Origin of the sequence: Micromonospora sp. NBC_01392 (assembly GCF_045040125.1) — a bacterium.
In the GTDB taxonomy this organism is placed as follows: domain Bacteria; phylum Actinomycetota; class Actinomycetes; order Mycobacteriales; family Micromonosporaceae; genus Micromonospora.
Genome location: NZ_CP109549.1, coordinates 2,684,234 through 2,704,060, shown reverse-complemented (window position 1 = coordinate 2,704,060; position 19,827 = coordinate 2,684,234). Strand labels below are relative to the sequence as shown.

Genomic DNA, 19,827 nt, shown 5'->3' with positions numbered 1-19,827 from the left:
CGCTCTCCGTCCGGTCGGTCAGCGGGCCGCGCCCGCCACGTACGCGTCGATCTCGGCCTTGATCCGGGTCGCCTCGGCCGGCGCCAGGAACGCGGCGTCCACCGCGGCGCGGGCCAGCGCGGCCACCCCGTGCGGGTCGAGTTTCAGCAGCCGGGCGGCGACCGCGTACTCCTCGTCGAGCGTGGTGCCGAACATCGGCGGGTCGTCGGAGTTGATGCTGACCGGCACGCCGGCCTCGACGAGCTGCGGCAGCGGGTGCTCGTCCAGGCTGGCCACCGCCCGGGTGCGGACGTTCGAGGTGGGGCAGACCTCCAGCGGGATCCGGCGCTCCGCCAGGTGGGCCAGCAGCGCCGGGTCGAGCACGGCGGAGATGCCGTGGCCGATCCGCTCGGCGCCCAGCTCGCGCAGCGCGTCCCAGATGGTCTCCGGCCCGGTGGTCTCACCGGCGTGCGGCACCGACCGGAGCCCGGCCGCGCGGGCCTGGTCGAACCAGGGCTTGAACTGGGGCCGGGGCACGCCGATCTCGGGGCCGCCGAGACCGAAGCTGATCAGCCCGTCCGGCCGCTGGTCCAGCGCGATGCGCAGCGTCTGCTCGGCGGCCGGCAGCCCGGCCTCGCCGGGGATGTCGAAGCACCAGCGCAGCGCGATGCCGAAGTCGGCCTCGGCGCGCTTGCGGGCGTCCTCGATCGCCTCGCAGAACGCCGGCGCGGGGATGCCCCGGCGCACGTGCGAGTACGGGGTGACGGTCAGCTCGGCGTAGCGGACCTGCTGGCGGGCCAGCTCGCGGGCCACCTCGTGGGTGAGCAGCCAGACGTCGTCGGCGTCCCGGATCAGGTCCACCACGCTCAGGTAGACGTCGATGAAGTGGGCGAAGTCGCGGAACGCGAAGTAGTCGGCGAGCGCCTCCGGGTCGGCCGGGACGGGAGTGCGCCCCTCGTGTCGGGCGGCCAGTTCGGCGACGATCCGGGGTGAGGCGGAGCCGACGTGGTGCACGTGCAGCTCCACCTTGGGCAGGCCGGCGATGAAGGTGGACAGGTCGGTCACGGGTTCTCCTCTGCGCGGGCGCCGGTGCGGGCCACCACGAAGATCCGGCGGAACGGGAAACACACCTGACCCTGCCGCACCGGGTACGCCTCGGCGAGGCGGGCCCCCAGCTCGGCCCGGAAGTCGGCCCAGCCGGCGGCGTCCAGCGCGGCCCGGACGGGGCGCAGCGCGGTGCCTTCCATCCAGGTCAGCACCGGGTGGTCCGCGCCGGCGACCGGGAGCAGGTGCACGTAGGTAGTCTCCCAGGCGTCCACCGCGCAGCCCGCTCCGGTCAGCAGCGTGGCGTAGTCGACGGGTTCGCCGACCGGGGCCTCGCGCAGCAGCCCGGCGAGCGGCTGGCGCCACCGGTCCCGGCCGGCGACCTCGCGCAGCGCGCGGTGCGACGGCGCGGCGAAGTTGCCGGGGACCTGGAACGCCAGCCAGGCGTCCGGCGGCAGCTCGACGGCCCAGCGGGTGAGCAGCTCGCGGTGGCCGGGCACCCACTGGAGCACCGCGTTGGCGACCAGCACGTCGACGTCCGGCGCCGGCCGCCAGTCCCGGGCGTCGCCGACGGCGAACGTGACCGGGGCGGCCAGGGCGGCGGCCCGGCCGATCATCTCGGGCGAGGAGTCGAGGCCGGTGATCCGGCTGCCGGGCCAGCGCTCGGCGAGCCCGGCGGTGAGCGTGCCGGGCCCGCAGCCGAGGTCGACCACCGCGCGCGGGCGCTCGGCGCCGACGCGGGCCAGCAGGTCGTGGAAGGGCCGGGAGCGCTCGTCGGAGTAGCGCAGGTAGGTGCTCGGATCCCACATGACAAGCCTCCAAACCGTACGTACGTCTTGCTAACGACCGTACGGCCCGACGAGCGCCACGGCAACCCGCTCACTAGGCTCGACCGGATGGAACAGCGCAACTTCGACCGGCTCGGCCGGCACGTGGGCATCATCGGACTCGGCGCCTGGCAGCTCGGCGCGGACTGGGGCGAGGTCAGTGAGGACGCGGCGCTCGACGTGCTGACCGCCGCCGTCGACGCCGGCGTCACCTTCCTGGACACCGCCGACGTGTACGGCGACGGCCGCAGCGAACAGCTCATCGGGCGGTTCCTGCGGGCCCACCCGGGTCACGGGCTGACCGTGGCCACCAAGATGGGCCGGCGGGTGCCGCAGACGCCGGAGGCATACACGCTCGACAACTTCCGGGCCTGGACCGACCGGTCCCGGGCCAACCTCGGCGTCGACACGCTCGACCTGGTGCAGCTGCACTGCCCGCCCACCGCGGTCTTCGCCGACGACCGCGTCTTCGACGCCCTGGACACGCTGGTCGCCGAGAAGCGCATCGCCGGGTACGGCGTCAGCGTGGAGACCTGCGACCAGGCGCTCACCGCCATCGCCCGGCCCGGCGTGGCCAGCGTGCAGATCATCCTCAACGCGGTCCGGCACAAGCCGCTGGAGCGGGTGCTGCCGGCCGCCGCCGCGGCCGGGGTGGGCGTCATCGCCCGGGTCCCGCTCGCCAGCGGCCTGCTCTCCGGCCGCTACGACGAGCACACCACGTTCCCGGCGGACGACCACCGCACCTTCAACCGGCACGGCGAGTCGTTCGACGTCGGCGAGACGTTCTCCGGCGTCGACTACGACCTCGGCCTGGCCGCGGTACGCCGGCTCGCGCCACTGGTCGGCGACGCCCGCACCATGGCGCAGTTTGCGCTGCGCTGGATCCTCGACCAGCCCGGCGTGACCGTGGTGATCCCCGGCGCCCGCTCCGCCGAGCAGGCCCGGCGCAACGCCGAGGCGGCCGGCCAGCCGCCGCTGACCGAGGTGGAGCTGGCCTCCGTGCGGGCCACCTACGACGAGCTGATCCGGCCGCAGGTGCACGACCGGTGGTGACCGCACCGATTCGGCCCGCCGGCGCGGCGTCGCCCACGACCGGCGTCGGCGGGCATGCTGGGGCGGGGCGGACGTCGTCGGAGGGGGCGCGATGAGGGGTTGGTTCCGGCTCACCGTAGGTCTGCTGGCGGTGGTGATCGGCGCGCTCTGGACCGTGCTGGGGCTCGGCTACGTCGAGGGCAGCGTGCTGACCGACCGGCGGATCTGGGCACTGGTCGGCCCGGTGGTCGTCGTGGCCGGGTTCGTGGCGCTCTGGCTCGGCATGCGGGCCCGACGCCACTGAGGCGCACCGGCGCGCCTGCCGGGTGGGACACGGAGAAGCCCCGCCTCCCGTGCGGGATGCGGGGCTTCGCGCACCGGCCGGCGGGGCCGGCACGGTGTCAGCTCAGATGGGGCGGACCTGCTCGGCCTGCGGACCCTTCTGACCCTGGGCGATCTCGAACTCCACCCGCTGGTTCTCCTCCAGCGAGCGGTAGCCGCTGGACTGGATGGCCGAGAAGTGGACGAACACGTCAGCACCCCCGCCGTCGACGGTGATGAAGCCGAAGCCCTTGTCAGCGTTGAACCACTTCACGGTTCCCTGCGCCATGTGCAACTCCTTCTAAAACTGGCGGCCGAGCACGCCGTGCGGCCGATTGGCCGTTTTCGAGCAGCGGCGCCTGAGGCGGCCCCCGTGCAGGGGAACGTCCCTCAACCCACGCGTCTCGCAACAGCGTGAGACAGCAAACCACGTACGCAAAAACTTCGCACAGCCTACCGGACGAAGTTCTCCGACATGTGACCTGAAAGTTGTCCGGAGATCGACGGATGGCCGGGGTCCGGAAACGCGAAGGGCCCCTCTCCCACGCAACGGGAAAGGGGCCTTCGATCGAGCTGGTTCAGTCCGGCCAGTGCCCGGTCAGCCGGCGTACGCCGACCGCGCCGCCCCGGTCCACGGCGGCGCGCACCGCCGAGAAGATCGCGCCCTGGAGCGCCGCGGCGGCCAGGACCTCGCCCCACCCGCGGTCCTCGTCGGTGGCGCTCGGCGCGTCGCCGTCGCCCGCCGTCAGCTTCCAGACCTGCCGGAAGATCATTCCGGCGACCGTGCCGGCGGCCAGGCCGAGCAGCACCCCCACCGGCTTGTAGGCCGCCTTGCCGATCCTGCCGCTCACCTGCGCCTCCCTCGGACCACCAACAGCACCACCACGGTCACCACCGCGCCGGCCGCGACGGCCGCCCACGGCAACGGGTTGCGCCCGACCGCCTCACCCGACTCGTACGCCTGCGCCCGGACCTGCCGGGCCCGCTCCGTGGCCCGCGTGCGCACCCGGGCGACGGTCAGCGCCGCCTCCTGACGCAGCCGCGCCTTGGCCTGCTCGGCGGAGTGCCGCACCAGCGCCTTCGGGTCGGCCCGGGCCGCCAGCAGCTCCATCGTCTCACCGAGTTCCACCCGGGTCCGGCGGATCTCCTCCCGGAGCGCCGCCACGTCCCCGGTCCCGTTCCCGTTCCCGGTCATGCCCGCCTCCCGTCCTTCACCGCGGCGGTGACCGTCTCGACATCCGCCCGGACACTGCGGACCGTCGCCTCCGGCACCGGCGGGACGGCACGGCTGACCTGCTTCTTGCCCACCAGCGCCAGGATCCCGGCGAGCAGGAACAACACCACCGCCACGATCAGGGCGGCCAGCCACGCCGGCATGACCAGTGCCAGCAGCAGGATCACGGTGGCGACCAGCGCGCCCGCGCCGTAGAGGGCCATCACCCCGCCGCCGCCGAACAGACCGATCCCGATCCCGGCGTGCTTGCCCTTCTGGGTCAGCTCCGCCCGGGCCAGCGTCAACTCGTCCCGTACCAGACGGGTGACCTGTTCGGTGGCCCGCTGCACCAGTTCCGCGGTGGACGGCTCGTGCCCGGTCCGGGACGTACTGTGACTCGCGACGTCAGCCATGCTGTCCTCCTTTCTTCATCACCGCGCTGTATGCCCGGAGTCGCCGCCCGTCAATCCTGCGCGGGGCGGCCGGTCGGCCCGGCCGCGCGCCACCGGCGCCCGGCGTCGACCAGCCGGAATCCGGGGCGTGCGCAGCAGGTCCCCGGAACTCCGCCGGGCAAACCCGTCCGGCCCGGCCCGCTACGAACCCCGGACGTCCGGCCCCAGGCTCGGCACGCACGGAGAGCCCCCGGCGCCGCGCGGGCGGCCGGGGGCTCCGATCGGGGTACGACGGCTCAGCGGCGGGCCTCGGCGTGGTCCTCGCGGCCCACGAACACCTCGCTGCGGGCGTCCCCGTCGTCGCTGCCGCCGAAGACCCGCGCGTCGTCGTGCGCCTCGGTGTCGGCCGGCCGACGGGCCGTCCGGCGCGGCTGCACCACCTGCCAGGGCAGCGGGCCGGTCGCGTCGCCCACCTCGGCACGCAGCCGGGGCAGGGCGGTCGGGCGGTGGTCGCGTACCCAGGTCACCAGGTGCTCGCGGACCAGGCAGCGCAGGTCCCAGAGGCTGCCGGCGTCGGCGGCGCTGACCAGCGCGCGGACCTTGACCATCCCACCGGTCGCGTCGGTCACCTGGAGCACGCAGACCCGGCCGTCCCACAGCTCGGTGCCCTCGCAGAGCCGACGCAGCTCCTCCCGCATGGCCTGCACCGGGATGGCCCAGTCGAGGTCGAACTCGGCGGTGCCGAGCACCGCCGCCTCGGTGCGGGTCCAGTTCTGGAACGGCTTGCTGGTGAAGTACGAGGTGGGCAGGATCAACCGGCGGTCGTCCCAGATCTGCACCACCACGTAGCTGAGCGTCAGCTCCTCGATCCGGCCCCACTCCCCCTCGACCACCACCACGTCGTCGAGGCGTACCGCGTCGCTGAAGGCGAGCTGGAGGCCGGCGAAGACGTTGCCCAGCAGGCTCTGCGCGGCGAGCGCGGCGACGACACCGACCACACCGGCGGAGGTGAGCACGCCGGCGCCGACGCCGCGTACGGCCGGGAACGTCATCAGCATCACGCCGACGGCGAGGATCACGATCACCGCGATGGTCAACCGGCGCAGCAGCACCACCTGGGTCCGTACCCGGCGCGCGTGCCGGTTGTTCGGCACGTCCACCCGGAACCGGGCCAGCGCGGTGTCCTCCGCCACCACCAGCAACGAGGCCACCAGCCAGGCCGCCGCGGCGATCATCGCCAGCACCAGCGTGTGCAGCACGAACTGCCGCCACGGGCTGCCCACCGCGTAGAGCGTGGTGAACCGGACCGCGAGCTGGACGCCGACCACGGTGGCGGCGACCTGGAACGCGCGGTGCGAGTGCTCGGTCAGCTCGGTCATCAGCAGCGAGCGACGGCCCAGCCGGCGGGTGACCCGGTGCACCACCTCGACCAGCACCAACGCGACCGCCGCCGCGGCGAGCGCGGCGGCGACCGTCACCAGATAGCTCTGCACGACATTCTCTCCCTCCGGCCCGGGCGGAATCGGGCAAAGGCCCAATGGTGCCCGGCGGTCCGGATATCGACCAGGATCAGACCTTGCGGTACCGGGACTGGAAGAAGCAGTAGACGCCGAACGCGGCGATGCCGAGCGCCATCAGCGCCAGCAGCCACGGCCCGTACGCCTGGTCGCGCAGCGTCCGCAGGGCGGCGTCCAGACCGCGCGCCTTCTCCGGGTCGTACTTGACGGCGGCGACCACGATCAGCAGGCCGGCGATGGCGAAGACGGCGCCGCGGGCGGCGTACCCGGCCATGCCGAGGCGGCGGGTGAGCTGGCGGGTCTTCGGGCTCATCTCGCCGGTCTTCAGGTTGCGCTCGAACTTCTTCTTCAGGCCGTAGATCACCATGCCGATGCCGACCGCGGCGAGCACCAGGCCGGCCAGCCCGACCAGCCACCGGCCGCCGTCGGAGGCCATCAGCTTCTCGGTGAGCTGCTGCTGCTGGTCCGAGGAGTTGGAGCTGGCGTCCTGGACGACCTTGATCGCGGTCCAGCCCAGCCAGACGAAGATGATCACCCGGACGACCGAGGCGATCCGCTCGAAGGTGCGCTCCTTGCCGGTCCTGGACTGGTGACCGACAAGCGCCTCGCTGGCCTGCCAGAGGGCCATGGCGAAGAGGCCGACGGCGATCACCACCAACACGAACTTGCCGAGCGGCTGCTCGCCGAGCGTGCGCAGCGCGCCGTTCTGGTTGCCCTCCTCCCCGGAATTCCCGAAGGCGATCTGTAGCGCCAGCCAGGCGAACAGGAGGTGGACGATTCCGTAGCCGATGAAACCGGCGCGAGTCAGCAGTTCGAGCCACCGGCTGTTCTTGGCCTGGGCGGCGGTGGCTCCGGCGTTCCGGGTGAGAGACATGGGCCCTCAATCTCCCGACGTGCAGTTTTCCAAACGTCACCGCCCGCCGCCGCCGACCGCCGCCCGGCCGAATCCGATCAGTTGTTGGGGTTGCGGGCCACCCGCAGCGTGACGTTCTGGTCGGTGACGCTGTCCAGGCTGACCTGGAAGCCGCCGACCTCGGTGGCCTGCTGGCCGGTGGTGAGCGAGAGCTGCTCCCCGGCCACCTCGACGGTGACCTGGTCGTCCTGGGCGCCGATGAGCTTGGCCTCGACGCCGAGGACGGTGGCGCTGGCGTCCACGCCACGGTCGAACGTGATGGTGCAGGCGTCCAGGCCGCAGTCGGTGTCGGCGCCGTTGGAGCTGCACCCGGCGAGCAACGCGGCGCCGAGGGCGAGACCGGCGAGCAGCCCGGCGGCACGACGGGTGGGGGTCGGGGGGAAGGTGGCACGTCGGTTCGTCACCTCCCCAACGGTACCGCCCGCCGGCCACGCTCCCGGGCGGCGGGCGCGCCGAGGTGGGGCGTTGAGAAGGGGCCCCACCTCTACCGAAGGCGTTAAGAAGGGGCCCGTCCTTTCACGCTAGGGTGCGGGGATGGCTTTTGATGTGGGGCGGGTGCGGGGGGCGTATCCCGCGCTGGGCGAGGGCTTCGCCCACTTCGACGGCGCCGGTGGCACCCAGACCCCGACCGGGGTGATCGAGGCGGTGGCCGACGCCATGCGCGCCGCCATGGGCAACCGCAGCACCGCCTTCCGGCCCGGCCGGCGCGCGCTGGAGCTGGTCGCCGACGCCCGGGCCGCGGTCGCCGACCTGCTCGGCGCGGACCCGTCGGGCGTGGTGCTCGGGCCGAGCGCCACCGCGCTGACCTACACGTTGGCCCGGACGCTGGGCGCCGGCTGGCGACCGGGCGACGAGGTGGTGGTCTCCCGGCTGGACCACGACGCCAACGTCCGGCCCTGGGTGCAGGCCGCCGAGGCGGCCGGCGCGACGGTGCGCTGGGCCGAGTTCGACCGGGCCACCGGTGAGCTGCCCGCCGGCCAGTACGCCGACCTGGTCGGCGAGCGCACCCGGCTGGTCGCGGTGACCGCCGGCAGCAACGCGATCGGCACCGCGCCGGACGTGTCGGCGATCGCCAAGACCGCGCACGCGGTCGGCGCGCTGGTCTGCGTGGACGGGGTGCACTCGGTGCCGCACGGCCCCACCGACCTGGCCGCACTGGGCGCGGACGTGCTGGTCACCAGCGCGTACAAGTGGTCCGGCCCGCACCTGGCGGCGATGGTCGCCGACCCGGCGTGGTGGGCGACGCTGCGCCCGGCGAAGCTGCTGCCCTCCGCCGACACGGTCCCGGACCGCTTCGAGTACGGCACGCCCAGCTTCCCGCTGCTGGCCGGCGTGACCGCCGCGGTGGACCACCTGGCGTCGCTCGACCCGGCCGCGACCGGCGACCGCCGGGCACGGGTCCATGCCGGCCTGGCCGCCGCCCAGGCGCACGAGGAGGCGGTCTTCGACCGGCTGCTCGCCGGGCTGGCGGCCCGCCCCTTCGTCACGGTGTACGGCGCGCCCGCCCGGCGCTGCCCCACGGTGTCGTTCCGGGTGGCCGGGCGGACCCCGGCGGAGACCGCCGCGGCGCTCGGCGAGGCGGGCCTCTGCCTCTCCTCCGGCGACTACTACGCCTACGAGTTCTTCCAGGCCATGGGCCTGCGCGACAGCGGCGGCGCGGTGCGGGCCAGCGTCTACCACTACAACACCATCGCCGAGGTGGACCGGCTGCTGGCCGAACTCGACCGGCTGGCCGACGGCGAGGGGACAATGGTCCGGTGAGCTTCCTGGTCGAGGAGAACCCCGCCAAGCACCGCTTCGAGATCCTGGTCGACGACGCGCTGGCCGGCTTCACCGCGTACCTGCCGCGCGGTGAGGTGCTGGTCTTCACGCACACCGAGGTCGAGGACCGCTACCAGGGGCAGGGCGTGGGCGCCGCGCTGATCCGGGGCACGCTGGACCAGGTGCGCGCCAACGGTGGCCGGGTGGTGCCCCGCTGCCCGTTCATGGCCGCGTTCATCGAACGGCACCCGGACTACGCCGACCTGGTGGTCGACGCGCCCTGAGGCCCGGCCCGACCGGGGGACCTCCCCACCCGGCCGGGCCGGGAGTTCAGCGGACGCCGGCCAGCAGCTCGGCGGCGGCCCGGGCCGCCGCCGCGGTGGCGCCGTGGGTGGCCAGGTGCACCCGACCGGCGGCCAGCTCGGGCACGCCCAGCTCGACCACCACCGCGTCCGGGCGGGACGCCAGCGCCCGGGTCACCGCGTCCCGCATCCAGCCGTGCCGGTGCAGGTCGCGGACCACGAGCACCAGCGGCCGGTCGGCCGGGCCGGTGGCCGGGTCGGCCGGGACGGCGTCGGCGGCGTACCGGGCGGTGGTGGTGCCCGGCGTCAGGTGGGCCAGCGGCGCGGCGATCCCCCACGGGGTCTCCTCGCCGATGGCGATGTTGCGGGGCGGCGCGAACTCCACCACGTGCGCCGGCCCGGCCAGCGGCAGCAGCCCGGCGTCACCGGTGACCCGGACGGCCCGGCGGGCGGCGGCCAGCCCGATCGGCGACCCGTCGGCGGCCGGCCGGCCACCGCTGCGGTGGGCGCGGGCGGCGACGCTCCACGCGGCGAGCTGACCGACCCGCTTCGCCGCCTCGGCCAGCCGCTCCTCCGGCAGTTCGCCGCGCACCACCGCGGCCACGATCGCGTCGCGCAGCTCACGGGCGTCGGCCTCGGTGGCCCGTTCCCCGCCCACGCAGATCGCGTCCGCGCCGGCGGCGAGCGCCCGCACCGCCGCCCCGGCGAAGCCGTACCGGTCGGACACCGCGCGCATCTCCACCGCGTCGGTCACCACCACGCCGTTGAAGCCCAGCTCCTCGCGGAGCAGCCCGCCCAGGATGCGCGCGCTGAGCGTGGCCGGCAGTTCCTCGTCGAGCGCCGGCACCAGCAGGTGGCCGGTCATCACCGCCTGGACCCCGGCCGCCACCGCGGCGCGGAACGGGGCCAGTTCGACCGCGTCCAGCCGGGCCCGGTCGCCGCCGATGCGGGGCAGGTCGAGGTGCGAGTCGACCCGGGTGTCGCCGTGCCCGGGGAAGTGCTTGGCGCAGGCGGCGACACCGCCGGCCTGGAGCCCGCGGACCCAGGCGGCGGTGTGCCGGGCGACCAGCTCGGGGTCGGCGCCGAACGAGCGCACCCCGATGACCGGGTTGGCCGGGTTGGAGTTGACGTCGGCGTCCGGGGCGTAGTCGAGCGTGATGCCGACCGCGGCCAACTCGGCGCCCAGGTCGCGGGCGACGTCCTCGGTCAGCGCCGCGTCGTCCACCGCGCCGAGCGCGAAGTTGCCGGGCCGCGAGCTGCCCCGGGCCGACTCGATCCGGGTGACGTCGCCGGCCTCCTCGTCGATCGCCACGATCACGTCCGGCCGCTCCGCCCGCAGGTTCGCCGTCAGCGTCGCGACCTGCTCGTGGTCGACGACGTTGCGGGCGAACAGGACCACCCCGCCGAGCCCCTCGCCGAGCCAGCGGCAGACCCAGGGCGGCGGGGTGGTGCCGACGAACCCGGGTTGCAGGACGGCGGCGGCGAGCGCCGCCAGGTCTCCGCTGGCGCCCACGATCCGTTCCCTCACGCTGTGCTACCCCCGTATCCCCACGGTCCCGCCGGGGATCGACGGGTGCTGACATGGTCACACCGCGCAGCTAAATAGTCAACAATCCTTACTGTTAGCTGCTGGCGCCCCGCCCCGCCCCGTGGGAGAGTTCGTCCATGCCCGCCCTGCCGCTCGCGGACGCCACCGGCGCCGCCGACATCCCCGGCGTACGCCTGCTCGGCCTGGTGGTCGGCGCGCTCTTCCTGCTGATCGCGATCCGCGCGATGTTCCGCCGCTGACACCTGGTTCGACAGGGGCCGCCGGGGTAGGGGTGTCGGTGTCCCGACACGGCGGAGGTGAGGCGCATGAAGATCGGTTACTTCCTGTCCAGTGAGGAGTACACCCCGGCCGAGCTGCTGGCCCAGGCGCGCGGCGCCGAGCAGGCCGGCTTCGAGGCACTGTGGATCTCCGACCACTACCACCCGTGGGTCGACGCGCAGGGCCAGAGCCCGTTCGTCTGGTCGACCATCGGCGCGCTCAGCCAGGTCTGCCGGCTGCCGGTGACCACGGCCGTCACCTGCCCCACCATGCGCATCCACCCGGCGGTCGTCGCCCAGGCGGCGGCCACCAGCGCGGTGCTGCACGAGGGGCGGTTCGTGCTCGGGGTGGGCACCGGCGAGGCGCTGAACGAGCACATCCTCGGCGACGCCTGGCCGCAGACCGACGTGCGGCTGGAGATGCTGGCGGAGGCGGTCGAGGTGATCCGCGAGCTGTGGCGCGGCGACTTCGTCAACCACCACGGCAGGCACTACACCGTGGAGCACGCCCGGATCTACACCCGCCCGGAGACGCCGCCGTCGATCCACGTCTCCGGTTTCGGCCCGAAGGCGATCGAGCTGGCCGCCCGGATCGGCGACGGGTACGTCAGCATGATGCCCGACGCCGACATGGTGCGCCGGTTCCGCGACGCCGGCGGCGGCGACAAGCCGTGCCAGGGCGGCTTCAAGGCCGCGTACGCCGACACCGCCGACGAGGGCGCCCGGATCGCGTACGAGCGCTGGCCCAACGCGGGCGTGCCCGGCGAGCTGTCCCAGGTGCTCCCCTCGCCGCGCCACTTCGAGCAGGCCGCCGAGCTGGTCCGCCCGGAGCAGGTGCGGGAGGCGTTCGTCTGCGGCCCGGACGCCGACGCCCACCTGGAGATGATCGACAGGTACGCCAAGGCCGGGTTCGACGAGGTCTACGTGGCCAACACCGGCCCGCACTGGCAGGGCCTGTTCGACCTCTACCAGCGCGACGTGCTGCCCCGACTGCGGTGATCAGGGCAGCCGGTTTCGGGGTCGGACTCCGGGGGTAGCTGAGGCGCTTGATGAAACTGACCAGGCACGCCACCACTCTGCGCCGCGCGGCGAAGAACCTGTTCGGCTGGACCGCGTTGCGGCCCAACCAGCTGGCCGCCATGCGCGCCGTCATGCAGCGCCACGACGCCCTGGTGGTGCTCCCCACCGGCGCCGGCAAGTCGGCGATCTACCAGATCCCGGCCAGCCTGATCCCCGGCCCGACCGTGGTCATCTCCCCGCTGCTCGCGCTCCAGCAGGACCAGATCGCCGCGCTCAACGAGCGGCAACGGCCCGAGCTGCGCGCGGTCCGGATCAGCTCGGACGAGAGCGCCGCGCAGCAGGCCGAGGCGATCGAGGACATCCGGGCCGGCCGGGCCGAGTTCCTGTTCATCACGCCCGAGGCGCTGAGCAACCCGGACCGGCTGGCCGAGGTCCGCTCGCTGTCCCCGGCGCTGGTCGCGATCGACGAGGCGCACTGCATCTCGTCCTGGGGCCACGACTTCCGGCCGGACTACCTCGCGCTCGGCCACCTGATCGACGGGCTCGGCCGGCCGCCGGTGGTGGCGCTGACCGCCACCGCCTCGCCCCCGGTGCGCGACGACATCATCGCCCGGCTGCGGCTGCGCGAGCCCGAGGTGGTGGTCTCCGGGCTGGACCGGCCGAACCTGTTCCTCGAGGTGGCCCACTGCCCGACCGACGACTACCGGTGGCGGCGGCTGATCGCGCTGCTGCGCGACGACGAGCGGCCCGGCATCATCTACGTGCCGACCCGGCGCGCGGCCGAGGAGCTGGCCGAGCGACTGACCAAGGCGGGCTTCCCGTCCGAGTTCTACCACGGCGGCATGCCCACCGCGGCGCGGCACGAGCTGCACGAGGCGTTCCTCGCCGACCGGGTGCCCATCATGGTGGCCACCTCGGCGTTCGGCATGGGCATCGACAAGCCGAACATCGCCTGGGTGGTGCACATGGCGCTGCCCGACTCGCCGGACAGCTACTTCCAGGAGATCGGCCGCGCCGGCCGGGACGGCTCCCCGTCCCGGGTGCTGCTGCTGTGGCGCTCCGAGGACGTCGGCCTCCAGCGCTACTTCAGCGGCGGGCTGCCGGACGAGAAGGAACTGTCCGACCTGGCCGCGGTGCTGCGGAGCAAGGCCCGCACCCGCAAGGAACTGCGCGAGCTGACCGGGCTGGGCCCGCGCAAGCTCGGCCAGTACCTCTCCCTGCTGGAGCAGATCGGCGCCGCCGAGCCCCGCGCCCGGCAACGCGTCGGGGCGCCCCGCTACGCGCCGGACGCCGCCGAGGCCGGCCGGGCCGCGCGCGCCGAGGCCGAACGGCAGCAGACCGTGACCCGGTCGCGGACCGACATGATGCGCGCGTTCGCCGAGACCACCGGCTGCCGCGGGCAGGCGCTGCTGGCCTACTTCGGTGAGCAGATGAGCGAGGTCTGCGGCCACTGCGACAACTGCCACGCCGGCACCAGCGTGGCCAACGACGGCGCGGTCGGGCCGTTCCCGGTGCACAGCCAGGTCCGCCACGCCGAGTGGGGTTCGGGCCTGGTGCTCAGCTACGAGGAGGGCCGGATGACGGTGCTCTTCGACGAGGTGGGCTACAAGACGCTGTCCGTGCGCGTGGTGTCCGAACAGGGCCTGCTGGAGCTGGACTAGCCTGATCCGGGCACCGCGACGGTGCCCGTCGACAACGACGACCGCGGCGAAAGGAACCTGATCGTGATCGAGCAGCCGGCGTACACCCGGTTCGGCGTCTCGGACGAGGAGTGGGGGCTGCTGGTGGGGCTGCCGCAGTCGGTGCTCACCGCGGCGGCGGCCGCCGAGTCCGACGGCACCCGGCGCACCATGGCCGAGAACGCCGCCGGGCTGGAGACCATCGCCGCCGGCCGGGAGTCGGCCAGCCCGCTGGTGGCCGCCGTGGCCGGCGAGATCGTCTCCCGGGTCGGCGACCCGGAGACCGGCGCGGAGCTGCCGGTCATCACGCCGGACGACCCGACCGCGATGATCGAGGACGTGCTCGCCCGGGCCGGCCAGGCCTCCGCCCTGCTCACCGGCAAGGTGGACGAGGGGCAGGCCGGAGCGTACCGGCACTGGCTGGTGGAGATCGCCGAGCAGGTGGTGGGCGCCGCCTCCACCGGCGGCATCCTGGGCATCGGCGGCGACGTGGTGAGCGACTCCGAGCGCCGGTTCCGGGACCGACTGTCCCAGGTGCTCAACGACTGAACGCAGACTTAACAGAGGCTTCCACGTTCGTCAATGACGGACGTCACGCCCCACGGGTGCCGCATTTCGGCCCCGTGGGGCGTCGTGTTTGTGGAGGGATGTCGACAGACCACGGGGGTCGTTCATGGACACACCGATGCAACCGCAGATCTTCGACACGGCGCAGATACCCGCGGCCGACCGCTTCGGGCTCTGGCTGGAGATGCTCGCCCAGACGCCCACGCTGATGCGGATCCGCACCGAGCACGCCGACAACTTCGAGGCGCGGGCCGAGTTCCTCGAACTGGGGCCGATCCAGCTCATCCGGCACCGCTACCCGCCGCTGCACGGGATCCGGACCCGCAAGCTGATCAGCCGGTCCGACGCCGACTGCTACCTGCTGGCGCTGACGCTCAACGGCACCGGCATCGCCGACCAGGACGGGCAGCGGGGCATCTGCCCACCGGGCGACCTCACCTTCTACGACTGCGCCCGGCCCCAGGAACTCAGCCACCACACCGACCGTGCCGACGACCGGTCCGCCGCGTCGATCGTGGCGCTCATCCCGCACGACGCGCTGCCGCTGCCGCACCGCCGGCTCACCCCGCTGTTCGCCAGCCGGATGTCCGGCGCCGAGGGGATCGGCGCACTGTTGGCCGACTACCTCATCCGGATCACCAGCCATCCGGACCAGTACCACGCGGTCGACGCGGACCGGCTGGGCGGCGTCGCGCTCGACCTGATCGCCACGCTGCTCGGTCGCCACCTGGTCTCCGAGGAGGCGGTGCCGACCGAGGTCCGGCGCCGCGCGCTGCTCGCCCAGGTGCACGCGTACGTCCGGCAGCACCTCGGCGACGTGACGCTGGGCCCCGGCACGATCGCCGACGCCCACCACCTGTCGGTACGGTCCCTGCACCGGCTCTTCGAGGACGAGGAGACCACCGTCGCGGCGTACATCCGGGACGAGCGGCTGGCCCGGTGCCGGCGCGACCTCGCCGACCCGGCGCTGGCCGACCGGTCGATCCAGGTCATCGCCGGCCGCTGGGGGTTCCGGGACAAGGCCCACTTCAGCCGCGCCTTCCGGGCCACCCAGGCGGAGACACCGCAGGCGTTCCGGGCGCGTCACCTGGAACAGGCACGGATCGTCAACAGCCCGGCATCCGAAGTCAACTCGACCCGGACACAATGAACCCGGGCCGGCACCGGCGACGGTGACGACCCGCTGGTAACGGGGGGCCGTGGCGTGGCGCCCGCGGCGGTCCAGCCGCGGGCGGACGCCCGGTGACCCCCTCGCGCCGCATCGGACGGCACCCGGATTCCGGCCCCGTCGCTTTCCCCCCAGGACCGACGGGGCCGGTCGGGGTCAGTCGGCCGCCTCCTCCTCCAGCAGCGCCAGCACCGACTTCTCCACCGCCTCGCGCGGCATCTCCGGCTGCACCGGCGCCAGCACCCCGTCGTGGTACAGGTCGACCACGCGCGGGTCCACGTACGACGTGCGGGCCACCGTCGGCGTGTTGCCGAGCAGCTCGGCGACCGAGCGCATCACCGCCGCCACCGCCCGGCGGCGCGCGGTGACGGACCGCTGCGGGCCCACCGAGGCCAGCTCGGCGGCGGCCAGCACGGTGGCATGCCAGGTGCGGAAGTCCTTCGCGGTCATCTCCCCACCGCTGGCGTCGCGCAGGTAGTCGTTCACCTCGTCGCTGCGCACGTCGCGCCACCCGCGACCGTCCCAGTAGCCGAACAGCCGCTCCTGGGCGCGACGCCGCCGGCGCAGGTTGAGCAGCACCTGGCACAGCTCCGCGTCCTCGACGCGGCGGACCTGGTCGATGCCGCCCTTGGCCGGGAACTCGAACACCACGCACCCGCCGCGGGAGCGGGCGTGCTCCGGTCGCAGCGTCGCCACGCCGAACGTGGGGTCGTCGCCGGTCGCGTACTGGTCGCTGCCCACCCGGAACGCGCCCATGTCGAGCAGCCGGGCCACGGTGGCCAGCACCCGCTCCCGCCGCAGACCCCGCAGCGCCAGGTCGTGCGCGACCCGGTCCCGCAGCGCCGGCAGCCGGCGGGCCACCTCCCGCACGTGGTCGAACTTCGCCTCGTCCCGCTTGCGCCGCCACTGCGGGTGGTAGAGGTACTGCTTGCGGCCGGCCGCGTCGATGCCGGTGGCCTGGATGTGCCCGTTCGGGTGCGGCGAGAGCCACACGTCCCGCCACGCGGGCGGGACCACCAGCTCGCGCAGGCGGGCCAGCTCGTCGGCATCGCGCACCGGTTGGCCAGTCGCGTCCAGGAAGAGCCAGCCCTTGCCGCGCCGCCGCCGGGCGTACCCCGGCCGGCCCGGGTCGCTACGCCGCAACCGCACCGGAGACCCGTTCCACCTCGGCCACCGCCGCCACCACCTCGTCGACCCCGATGGCATCCAATGTCGGATGCGTTCCCACCCCGCCGGAACCGGTCGAATCCGGGTCGGATCCGGCGGCCTCGACGCGGCCGAGCACCAGGTGCCGGAGCCGGTCCGGCGGTGGACCCCAGCGGGCCGCCGGCACCGGGCCGAACAGCACCACCGAGGCGGTCCGGTACCCGGTGGCCAGGTGCGCCACCCCGGTGTCGCCGCTCACCACCACGCGGGCGTCGGCCACCAGCGCGGCCAGCTCGGTCAGGCCGGTCCGCCCGGCCAGCACCGCCGTCGGCGGCAGGCCGGCGTCACGGGCCACCCGGGCGGCCAGCGCCCGCTCGTCGGCCGAACCGGTCAACACCACCCGGTGGCCGCGCGCGGTGAGCGCCCGCGCCAGCCCCGCGAAGCGGTCCGCCGGCCAGCGCTTCGCCGGCACCTTGCTGCCCGGGTGCAGCACCGTCACCCCGGCCGGTACGCCGACCGTGGCCGGCCGCCGCAGCGCCAGGTCCCCGGCATGCGCCGGCAGGCCGTACGCGTGCAGCAGCCGGCACCAGCGACGCACCTCGTGCTCGTCGGCGTCCCAGGCCGGACCGTCGAGGTGGCCGGCCGACGGGTTCCGGAAGGCGAGCAGCCGGCCCGGCCGGACGGCGGCCAGTGCCCGGTGCGACTCCGGTCCCCGGCCGTGCAGGTTCACCGCCACCTCGGGCGGCGGCCCGGTCCACCGGATCCGGTCCGGTCCCGTGGTGGGCAGCACCCGGTCGACCGCCCCGGTCAGCGCCGCCAGCGGCGCCAGCCAGGCCGGGGCCGCCAGCACCACCTCCCGGCCGGGCAGCCCGGCGCGCAGACCGCGCAGCGCCGGGACCGCGGTGGCCAGGTCACCGACCCCGAGCGCGCGCAGCACCAGGATCACGGGTACGACGACTCCCGCTCGGCGCAGACCACCAGCTCGCGGACCGCGCAGCCGGCGGGCTGGGAGAGCGCGAACAGCACCGCGGCGGCGGTGTCGGCCGGCTCGTTGAGCACGGCGTCCGGCCCGGGCCGGTACTGCTCGTCGCGTTCGTCGAAGAACGCGGTGCGCATGCCGCCGGGGATCAGCAGCGTCACCCCGACCGCGCCGGCCAGTTCGGCGGCGAGCGCCCGGGTGAACCCGACGACCCCGAACTTCGCCGCGCAGTAGGCGGTCGCGTCGCCGACCGCCTTGACGCCGAGCGTGGAGGCGACCGTGACGATGGTGCCCCGGGACTCCTCCAGGAAGGGCAGCGCGGCCCGGATCACCGCCGCGGTGGCGAGCAGATCCACCGTGACGATCCGTTCCCAGGTCTCCGCCGGCACGTCGGCCAGTTTTCCGGGCACGTCCAGGCCGGCGGCGGTGACCACCGCGTCCAGGCCGCCGGCACGCTCCGCGAGGTCCCGGGTGGCGGCCTCGGCGGCCCGGGTGTCGGCCAGGTCGCACTCGGCCCACGGCACCCCGTCGGCGGGCCGCTGCCGGTCCAGCACGAGCGGCCGGCCGCCGGCGCCGGCCACGGCCGCGACCACCGCCGCGCCGAGGCCGCTGGACCCGCCGGTGACCAGCACGGTCGGCCCGGCTCCGGGCCGGTTGCGTGGCGCGTTCATCGTGCTCCCTTCGCCGTGGACCGGACGACCGGCTCCGAACCGGTCTCCGCGACCGGGCCGGCCGGCCAGCCGGCGCTGCCGCGGCCGGCGCGGGCCGCGGCGATCATGTCGGTGGTGGACCGCCCGGCCAGGTACGGCACCACCACCGTGTGGCCGCCCCAGCGGGCCAGGATCGCCGACTCCGGCAGCGTCTCCGCGCCGCCGCCGCTGGCGTAGTCACCGCCCTTGACCCAGATGTCCGGACGCACCCAGGACAACGCCGCGTGCGGGGTCGGCTCGTCGAAGATCAGCACCGCGTCGACGCAGCCGAGCGCCGCGAGCAGCCGGCCGCGGTCGCCCTGCGGCACCACCGGGCGCTCCGGCCCCTTGAGCCCGGCCACGCTCGCGTCGGAGTTGAGGCAGACCACCAGGCAGTCGCCGAGCTGCCGGGCCGCCTGGAGCGTCGCCACGTGCCCGGCGTGCAGCAGGTCGAAGCAGCCGCCGGTGGCCACCACGGTGCCGCCGGCGGCGCGTACCCGGGCCAGCACCTCGCCGGCGGCGACCGCGCCGATCCGGTCCCCGCCGGCGGTGACCACCGTCGGGGCGACCGCCCGGACCGGCGCCGGCAACGCCGTGGTCACGCCCCCGCCGGCCACGTACGCGGACGCCTCGGCGACCGCCTCCTGCACCGCCTCGGACACCAGCGCGCCCCGGGCCAGCGCCAACGTGGCCGCGGCGGCGAACCGGTCCCCCGCGCCGCAGGTGTCCCCCTCGGCGGGCGGCGCCGGGACCACCAGCGGGGTGGAGCCGGCGTGGCAGAGCAACGCGCCATCCCCGCCCAACGTGACCGCGACCGCGCCGGCCTGCCAGCGCCGGCGCAGCGCCTGCGCGCTCCGGGACGCGTTCGCCAGGCGGGACCCGCCCGGCGGCGTCTTGGCCAGGTCCCGGGCCTCCGGCTCGTTCGGGGTGGCCAGGTGCACCCCGGGCACGGCCGCCGGGCCGCGCGGGTGCGGGTCCCACACCACCGGCGCCCGGGTGGCGGCCAGCGCGGCCCGCAACGCGGGCTGCCCGGCGACGCCCCGGCCGTAGTCGCTGACCAGCACCGCGGACGCGCCGGCGAGCAGCCGCCGCACGGCCTCGCCCGGCTCCCCCGGCACCCCGGTCGGCCCACCCCGGTCGTGGCGCAGCAGCACCCGCCCGCGCGCCCGCAGCCGGACCTTCTCCGGCGTGGCCCCGGCCAGCGGAAGCGCGTAGAGCTGCACCCCGGCGGCGGCGAGCAGGGTGCCGAGCCGGGCCCCGCCGGCGTCGTCGGCGACGGCGGTGACCAGCGCGACCTCGGCGCCCAGCGCGGCCGCGAACACGGCGGCCAGGCCGGCCCCGCCGGGACGGTCGACGGACGCGGTCTCGTCGAGCACCGGCACCGGGGAGTCCGGGCAGAGCCGGTTCACCGCCCCCTCGACGTCCCGGTCCAGCAGCGTGTCACCGAGCACCACCACGGGTCCCGCCATGCT

General features: G+C 74.8%; 23 protein-coding genes. 9 read left to right on the top strand and 14 right to left on the bottom strand.

Translation table 11 applies throughout. The annotated features are described in order from the left end of the window. Window positions 1-18 precede the first annotated feature (18 nt). Together OG767_RS12410 and OG767_RS12405 are read right to left on the bottom strand one after the other, a co-directional pair. Window positions 19-1,044, bottom strand: coding sequence for an adenosine deaminase (locus OG767_RS12410; RefSeq protein WP_405093536.1), 1,026 nt, complete (start codon window positions 1,042-1,044; stop codon window positions 19-21). After that, window positions 1,041-1,832, bottom strand: a complete 792-nt coding sequence (locus OG767_RS12405; protein ID WP_281939573.1) for a trans-aconitate 2-methyltransferase — start codon at window positions 1,830-1,832, stop codon at window positions 1,041-1,043. Before OG767_RS12405 ends, OG767_RS12410 begins: the two co-directional genes overlap by 4 nt. 87 nt (window positions 1,833-1,919) lie before the next feature. On the opposite strand from OG767_RS12405, the gene OG767_RS12400 reads away from it, so the two are divergent. After that, the gene (locus OG767_RS12400; protein ID WP_405093535.1) at window positions 1,920-2,903 is read left to right on the top strand and encodes an aldo/keto reductase; all 984 of its coding nucleotides are present in this window, start codon (window positions 1,920-1,922) and stop codon (window positions 2,901-2,903) included. Window positions 2,904-2,994: 91 nt separating this feature from the next. Next, window positions 2,995-3,186, top strand: coding sequence for a hypothetical protein (locus OG767_RS12395; RefSeq protein ID WP_405093534.1), 192 nt, complete (start codon window positions 2,995-2,997; stop codon window positions 3,184-3,186). 102 nt (window positions 3,187-3,288) lie between these two features. Here OG767_RS12395 and OG767_RS12390 read toward each other — a convergent pair whose 3' ends face one another. The 7 genes from OG767_RS12390 to OG767_RS12360 form a co-directional block, all read right to left on the bottom strand. After that, window positions 3,289-3,492 carry a cold-shock protein gene (locus OG767_RS12390; RefSeq protein ID WP_088962828.1) on the bottom strand — a complete coding sequence of 68 codons (204 nt, stop codon included), beginning with the start codon at window positions 3,490-3,492 and terminating at the stop codon, window positions 3,289-3,291. Between the two features lie 289 nt (window positions 3,493-3,781). Then, the gene (locus OG767_RS12385) at window positions 3,782-4,054 is read right to left on the bottom strand and encodes a DUF4235 domain-containing protein (RefSeq protein WP_107160738.1); all 273 of its coding nucleotides are present in this window, start codon (window positions 4,052-4,054) and stop codon (window positions 3,782-3,784) included. Further along, window positions 4,051-4,398, bottom strand: a complete 348-nt coding sequence (locus tag OG767_RS12380) for a DUF3618 domain-containing protein (protein ID WP_405093533.1) — start codon at window positions 4,396-4,398, stop codon at window positions 4,051-4,053. The genes OG767_RS12385 and OG767_RS12380 overlap by 4 nt, the downstream gene beginning before the upstream one ends. Further along, a complete protein-coding gene (locus OG767_RS12375; RefSeq protein WP_405093532.1) occupies window positions 4,395-4,829 on the bottom strand; it encodes a phage holin family protein in 435 nt (144 codons plus the stop codon). The genes OG767_RS12380 and OG767_RS12375 overlap by 4 nt, the downstream gene beginning before the upstream one ends. A gap of 275 nt (window positions 4,830-5,104) precedes the next feature. After that, entirely contained in the window at window positions 5,105-6,301 is a 1,197-nt protein-coding gene (locus OG767_RS12370) for a mechanosensitive ion channel family protein (protein ID WP_405093531.1), read from the bottom strand. Window positions 6,302-6,377: 76 nt separating this feature from the next. Then, entirely contained in the window at window positions 6,378-7,199 is an 822-nt protein-coding gene (locus OG767_RS12365) for a DUF1206 domain-containing protein (RefSeq protein ID WP_405093530.1), read from the bottom strand. A 77-nt stretch (window positions 7,200-7,276) separates the two neighbouring features. Continuing rightward, window positions 7,277-7,642, bottom strand: a complete 366-nt coding sequence (locus OG767_RS12360; RefSeq protein ID WP_396770943.1) for a hypothetical protein — start codon at window positions 7,640-7,642, stop codon at window positions 7,277-7,279. A gap of 130 nt (window positions 7,643-7,772) precedes the next feature. Between OG767_RS12360 and OG767_RS12355 the strand changes: the two genes are divergently transcribed. Beyond that, on the top strand, window positions 7,773-8,999 hold the full coding sequence (locus OG767_RS12355) for a cysteine desulfurase-like protein (RefSeq protein WP_405093529.1): 1,227 nt from the start codon (window positions 7,773-7,775) through the stop codon (window positions 8,997-8,999). After that, complete coding sequence (locus OG767_RS12350; RefSeq protein ID WP_281939550.1) at window positions 8,996-9,283, top strand: GNAT family N-acetyltransferase; 288 nt, start codon at window positions 8,996-8,998, stop codon at window positions 9,281-9,283. Before OG767_RS12355 ends, OG767_RS12350 begins: the two co-directional genes overlap by 4 nt. Window positions 9,284-9,329: 46 nt before the next feature. Here the strand turns inward: OG767_RS12350 and OG767_RS12345 are convergent, their stop codons facing one another. Continuing rightward, entirely contained in the window at window positions 9,330-10,829 is a 1,500-nt protein-coding gene (locus OG767_RS12345; RefSeq protein ID WP_405093528.1) for a glycoside hydrolase family 3 protein, read from the bottom strand. Window positions 10,830-10,966: 137 nt separating this feature from the next. Here OG767_RS12345 and OG767_RS12340 point away from each other — a divergent pair, with 137 nt between their 5' ends. From OG767_RS12340 to OG767_RS12320, 5 genes are all read left to right on the top strand, one after another. After that, a complete protein-coding gene (locus tag OG767_RS12340) occupies window positions 10,967-11,089 on the top strand; it encodes a hypothetical protein (protein WP_255563043.1) in 123 nt (40 codons plus the stop codon). Between the two features lie 66 nt (window positions 11,090-11,155). Next, on the top strand, window positions 11,156-12,106 hold the full coding sequence (locus OG767_RS12335; protein WP_405093527.1) for a TIGR03557 family F420-dependent LLM class oxidoreductase: 951 nt from the start codon (window positions 11,156-11,158) through the stop codon (window positions 12,104-12,106). A 50-nt stretch (window positions 12,107-12,156) separates the two neighbouring features. Further along, window positions 12,157-13,788, top strand: coding sequence for a RecQ family ATP-dependent DNA helicase (locus OG767_RS12330; protein ID WP_405093526.1), 1,632 nt, complete (start codon window positions 12,157-12,159; stop codon window positions 13,786-13,788). 63 nt (window positions 13,789-13,851) lie between these two features. Further along, window positions 13,852-14,355 carry a hypothetical protein gene (locus OG767_RS12325; RefSeq protein WP_405093525.1) on the top strand — a complete coding sequence of 168 codons (504 nt, stop codon included), beginning with the start codon at window positions 13,852-13,854 and terminating at the stop codon, window positions 14,353-14,355. A gap of 136 nt (window positions 14,356-14,491) precedes the next feature. After that, window positions 14,492-15,523: a helix-turn-helix domain-containing protein gene (locus OG767_RS12320; protein WP_405093524.1), complete on the top strand. Its 1,032-nt coding sequence runs from the start codon at window positions 14,492-14,494 to the stop codon at window positions 15,521-15,523. Between the two features lie 174 nt (window positions 15,524-15,697). Here OG767_RS12320 and OG767_RS12315 read toward each other — a convergent pair whose 3' ends face one another. Genes OG767_RS12315 through OG767_RS12300 form a run of 4 tightly spaced genes read right to left on the bottom strand, consistent with a single transcriptional unit; the run spans window position 15,698 to window position 19,824 of the window. Further along, window positions 15,698-16,690, bottom strand: coding sequence for a DNA topoisomerase IB (locus tag OG767_RS12315; RefSeq protein ID WP_405093523.1), 993 nt, complete (start codon window positions 16,688-16,690; stop codon window positions 15,698-15,700). Further along, the gene (locus OG767_RS12310) at window positions 16,674-17,633 is read right to left on the bottom strand and encodes a glycosyltransferase family 9 protein (RefSeq protein WP_405093522.1); all 960 of its coding nucleotides are present in this window, start codon (window positions 17,631-17,633) and stop codon (window positions 16,674-16,676) included. Before OG767_RS12310 ends, OG767_RS12315 begins: the two co-directional genes overlap by 17 nt. Continuing rightward, the gene (locus tag OG767_RS12305) at window positions 17,630-18,337 is read right to left on the bottom strand and encodes an SDR family oxidoreductase (RefSeq protein WP_405093521.1); all 708 of its coding nucleotides are present in this window, start codon (window positions 18,335-18,337) and stop codon (window positions 17,630-17,632) included. Before OG767_RS12305 ends, OG767_RS12310 begins: the two co-directional genes overlap by 4 nt. Further along, a complete protein-coding gene (locus OG767_RS12300; protein ID WP_405093520.1) occupies window positions 18,334-19,824 on the bottom strand; it encodes a PfkB family carbohydrate kinase in 1,491 nt (496 codons plus the stop codon). The genes OG767_RS12305 and OG767_RS12300 overlap by 4 nt, the downstream gene beginning before the upstream one ends. Window positions 19,825-19,827: the final 3 nt, after the last annotated feature.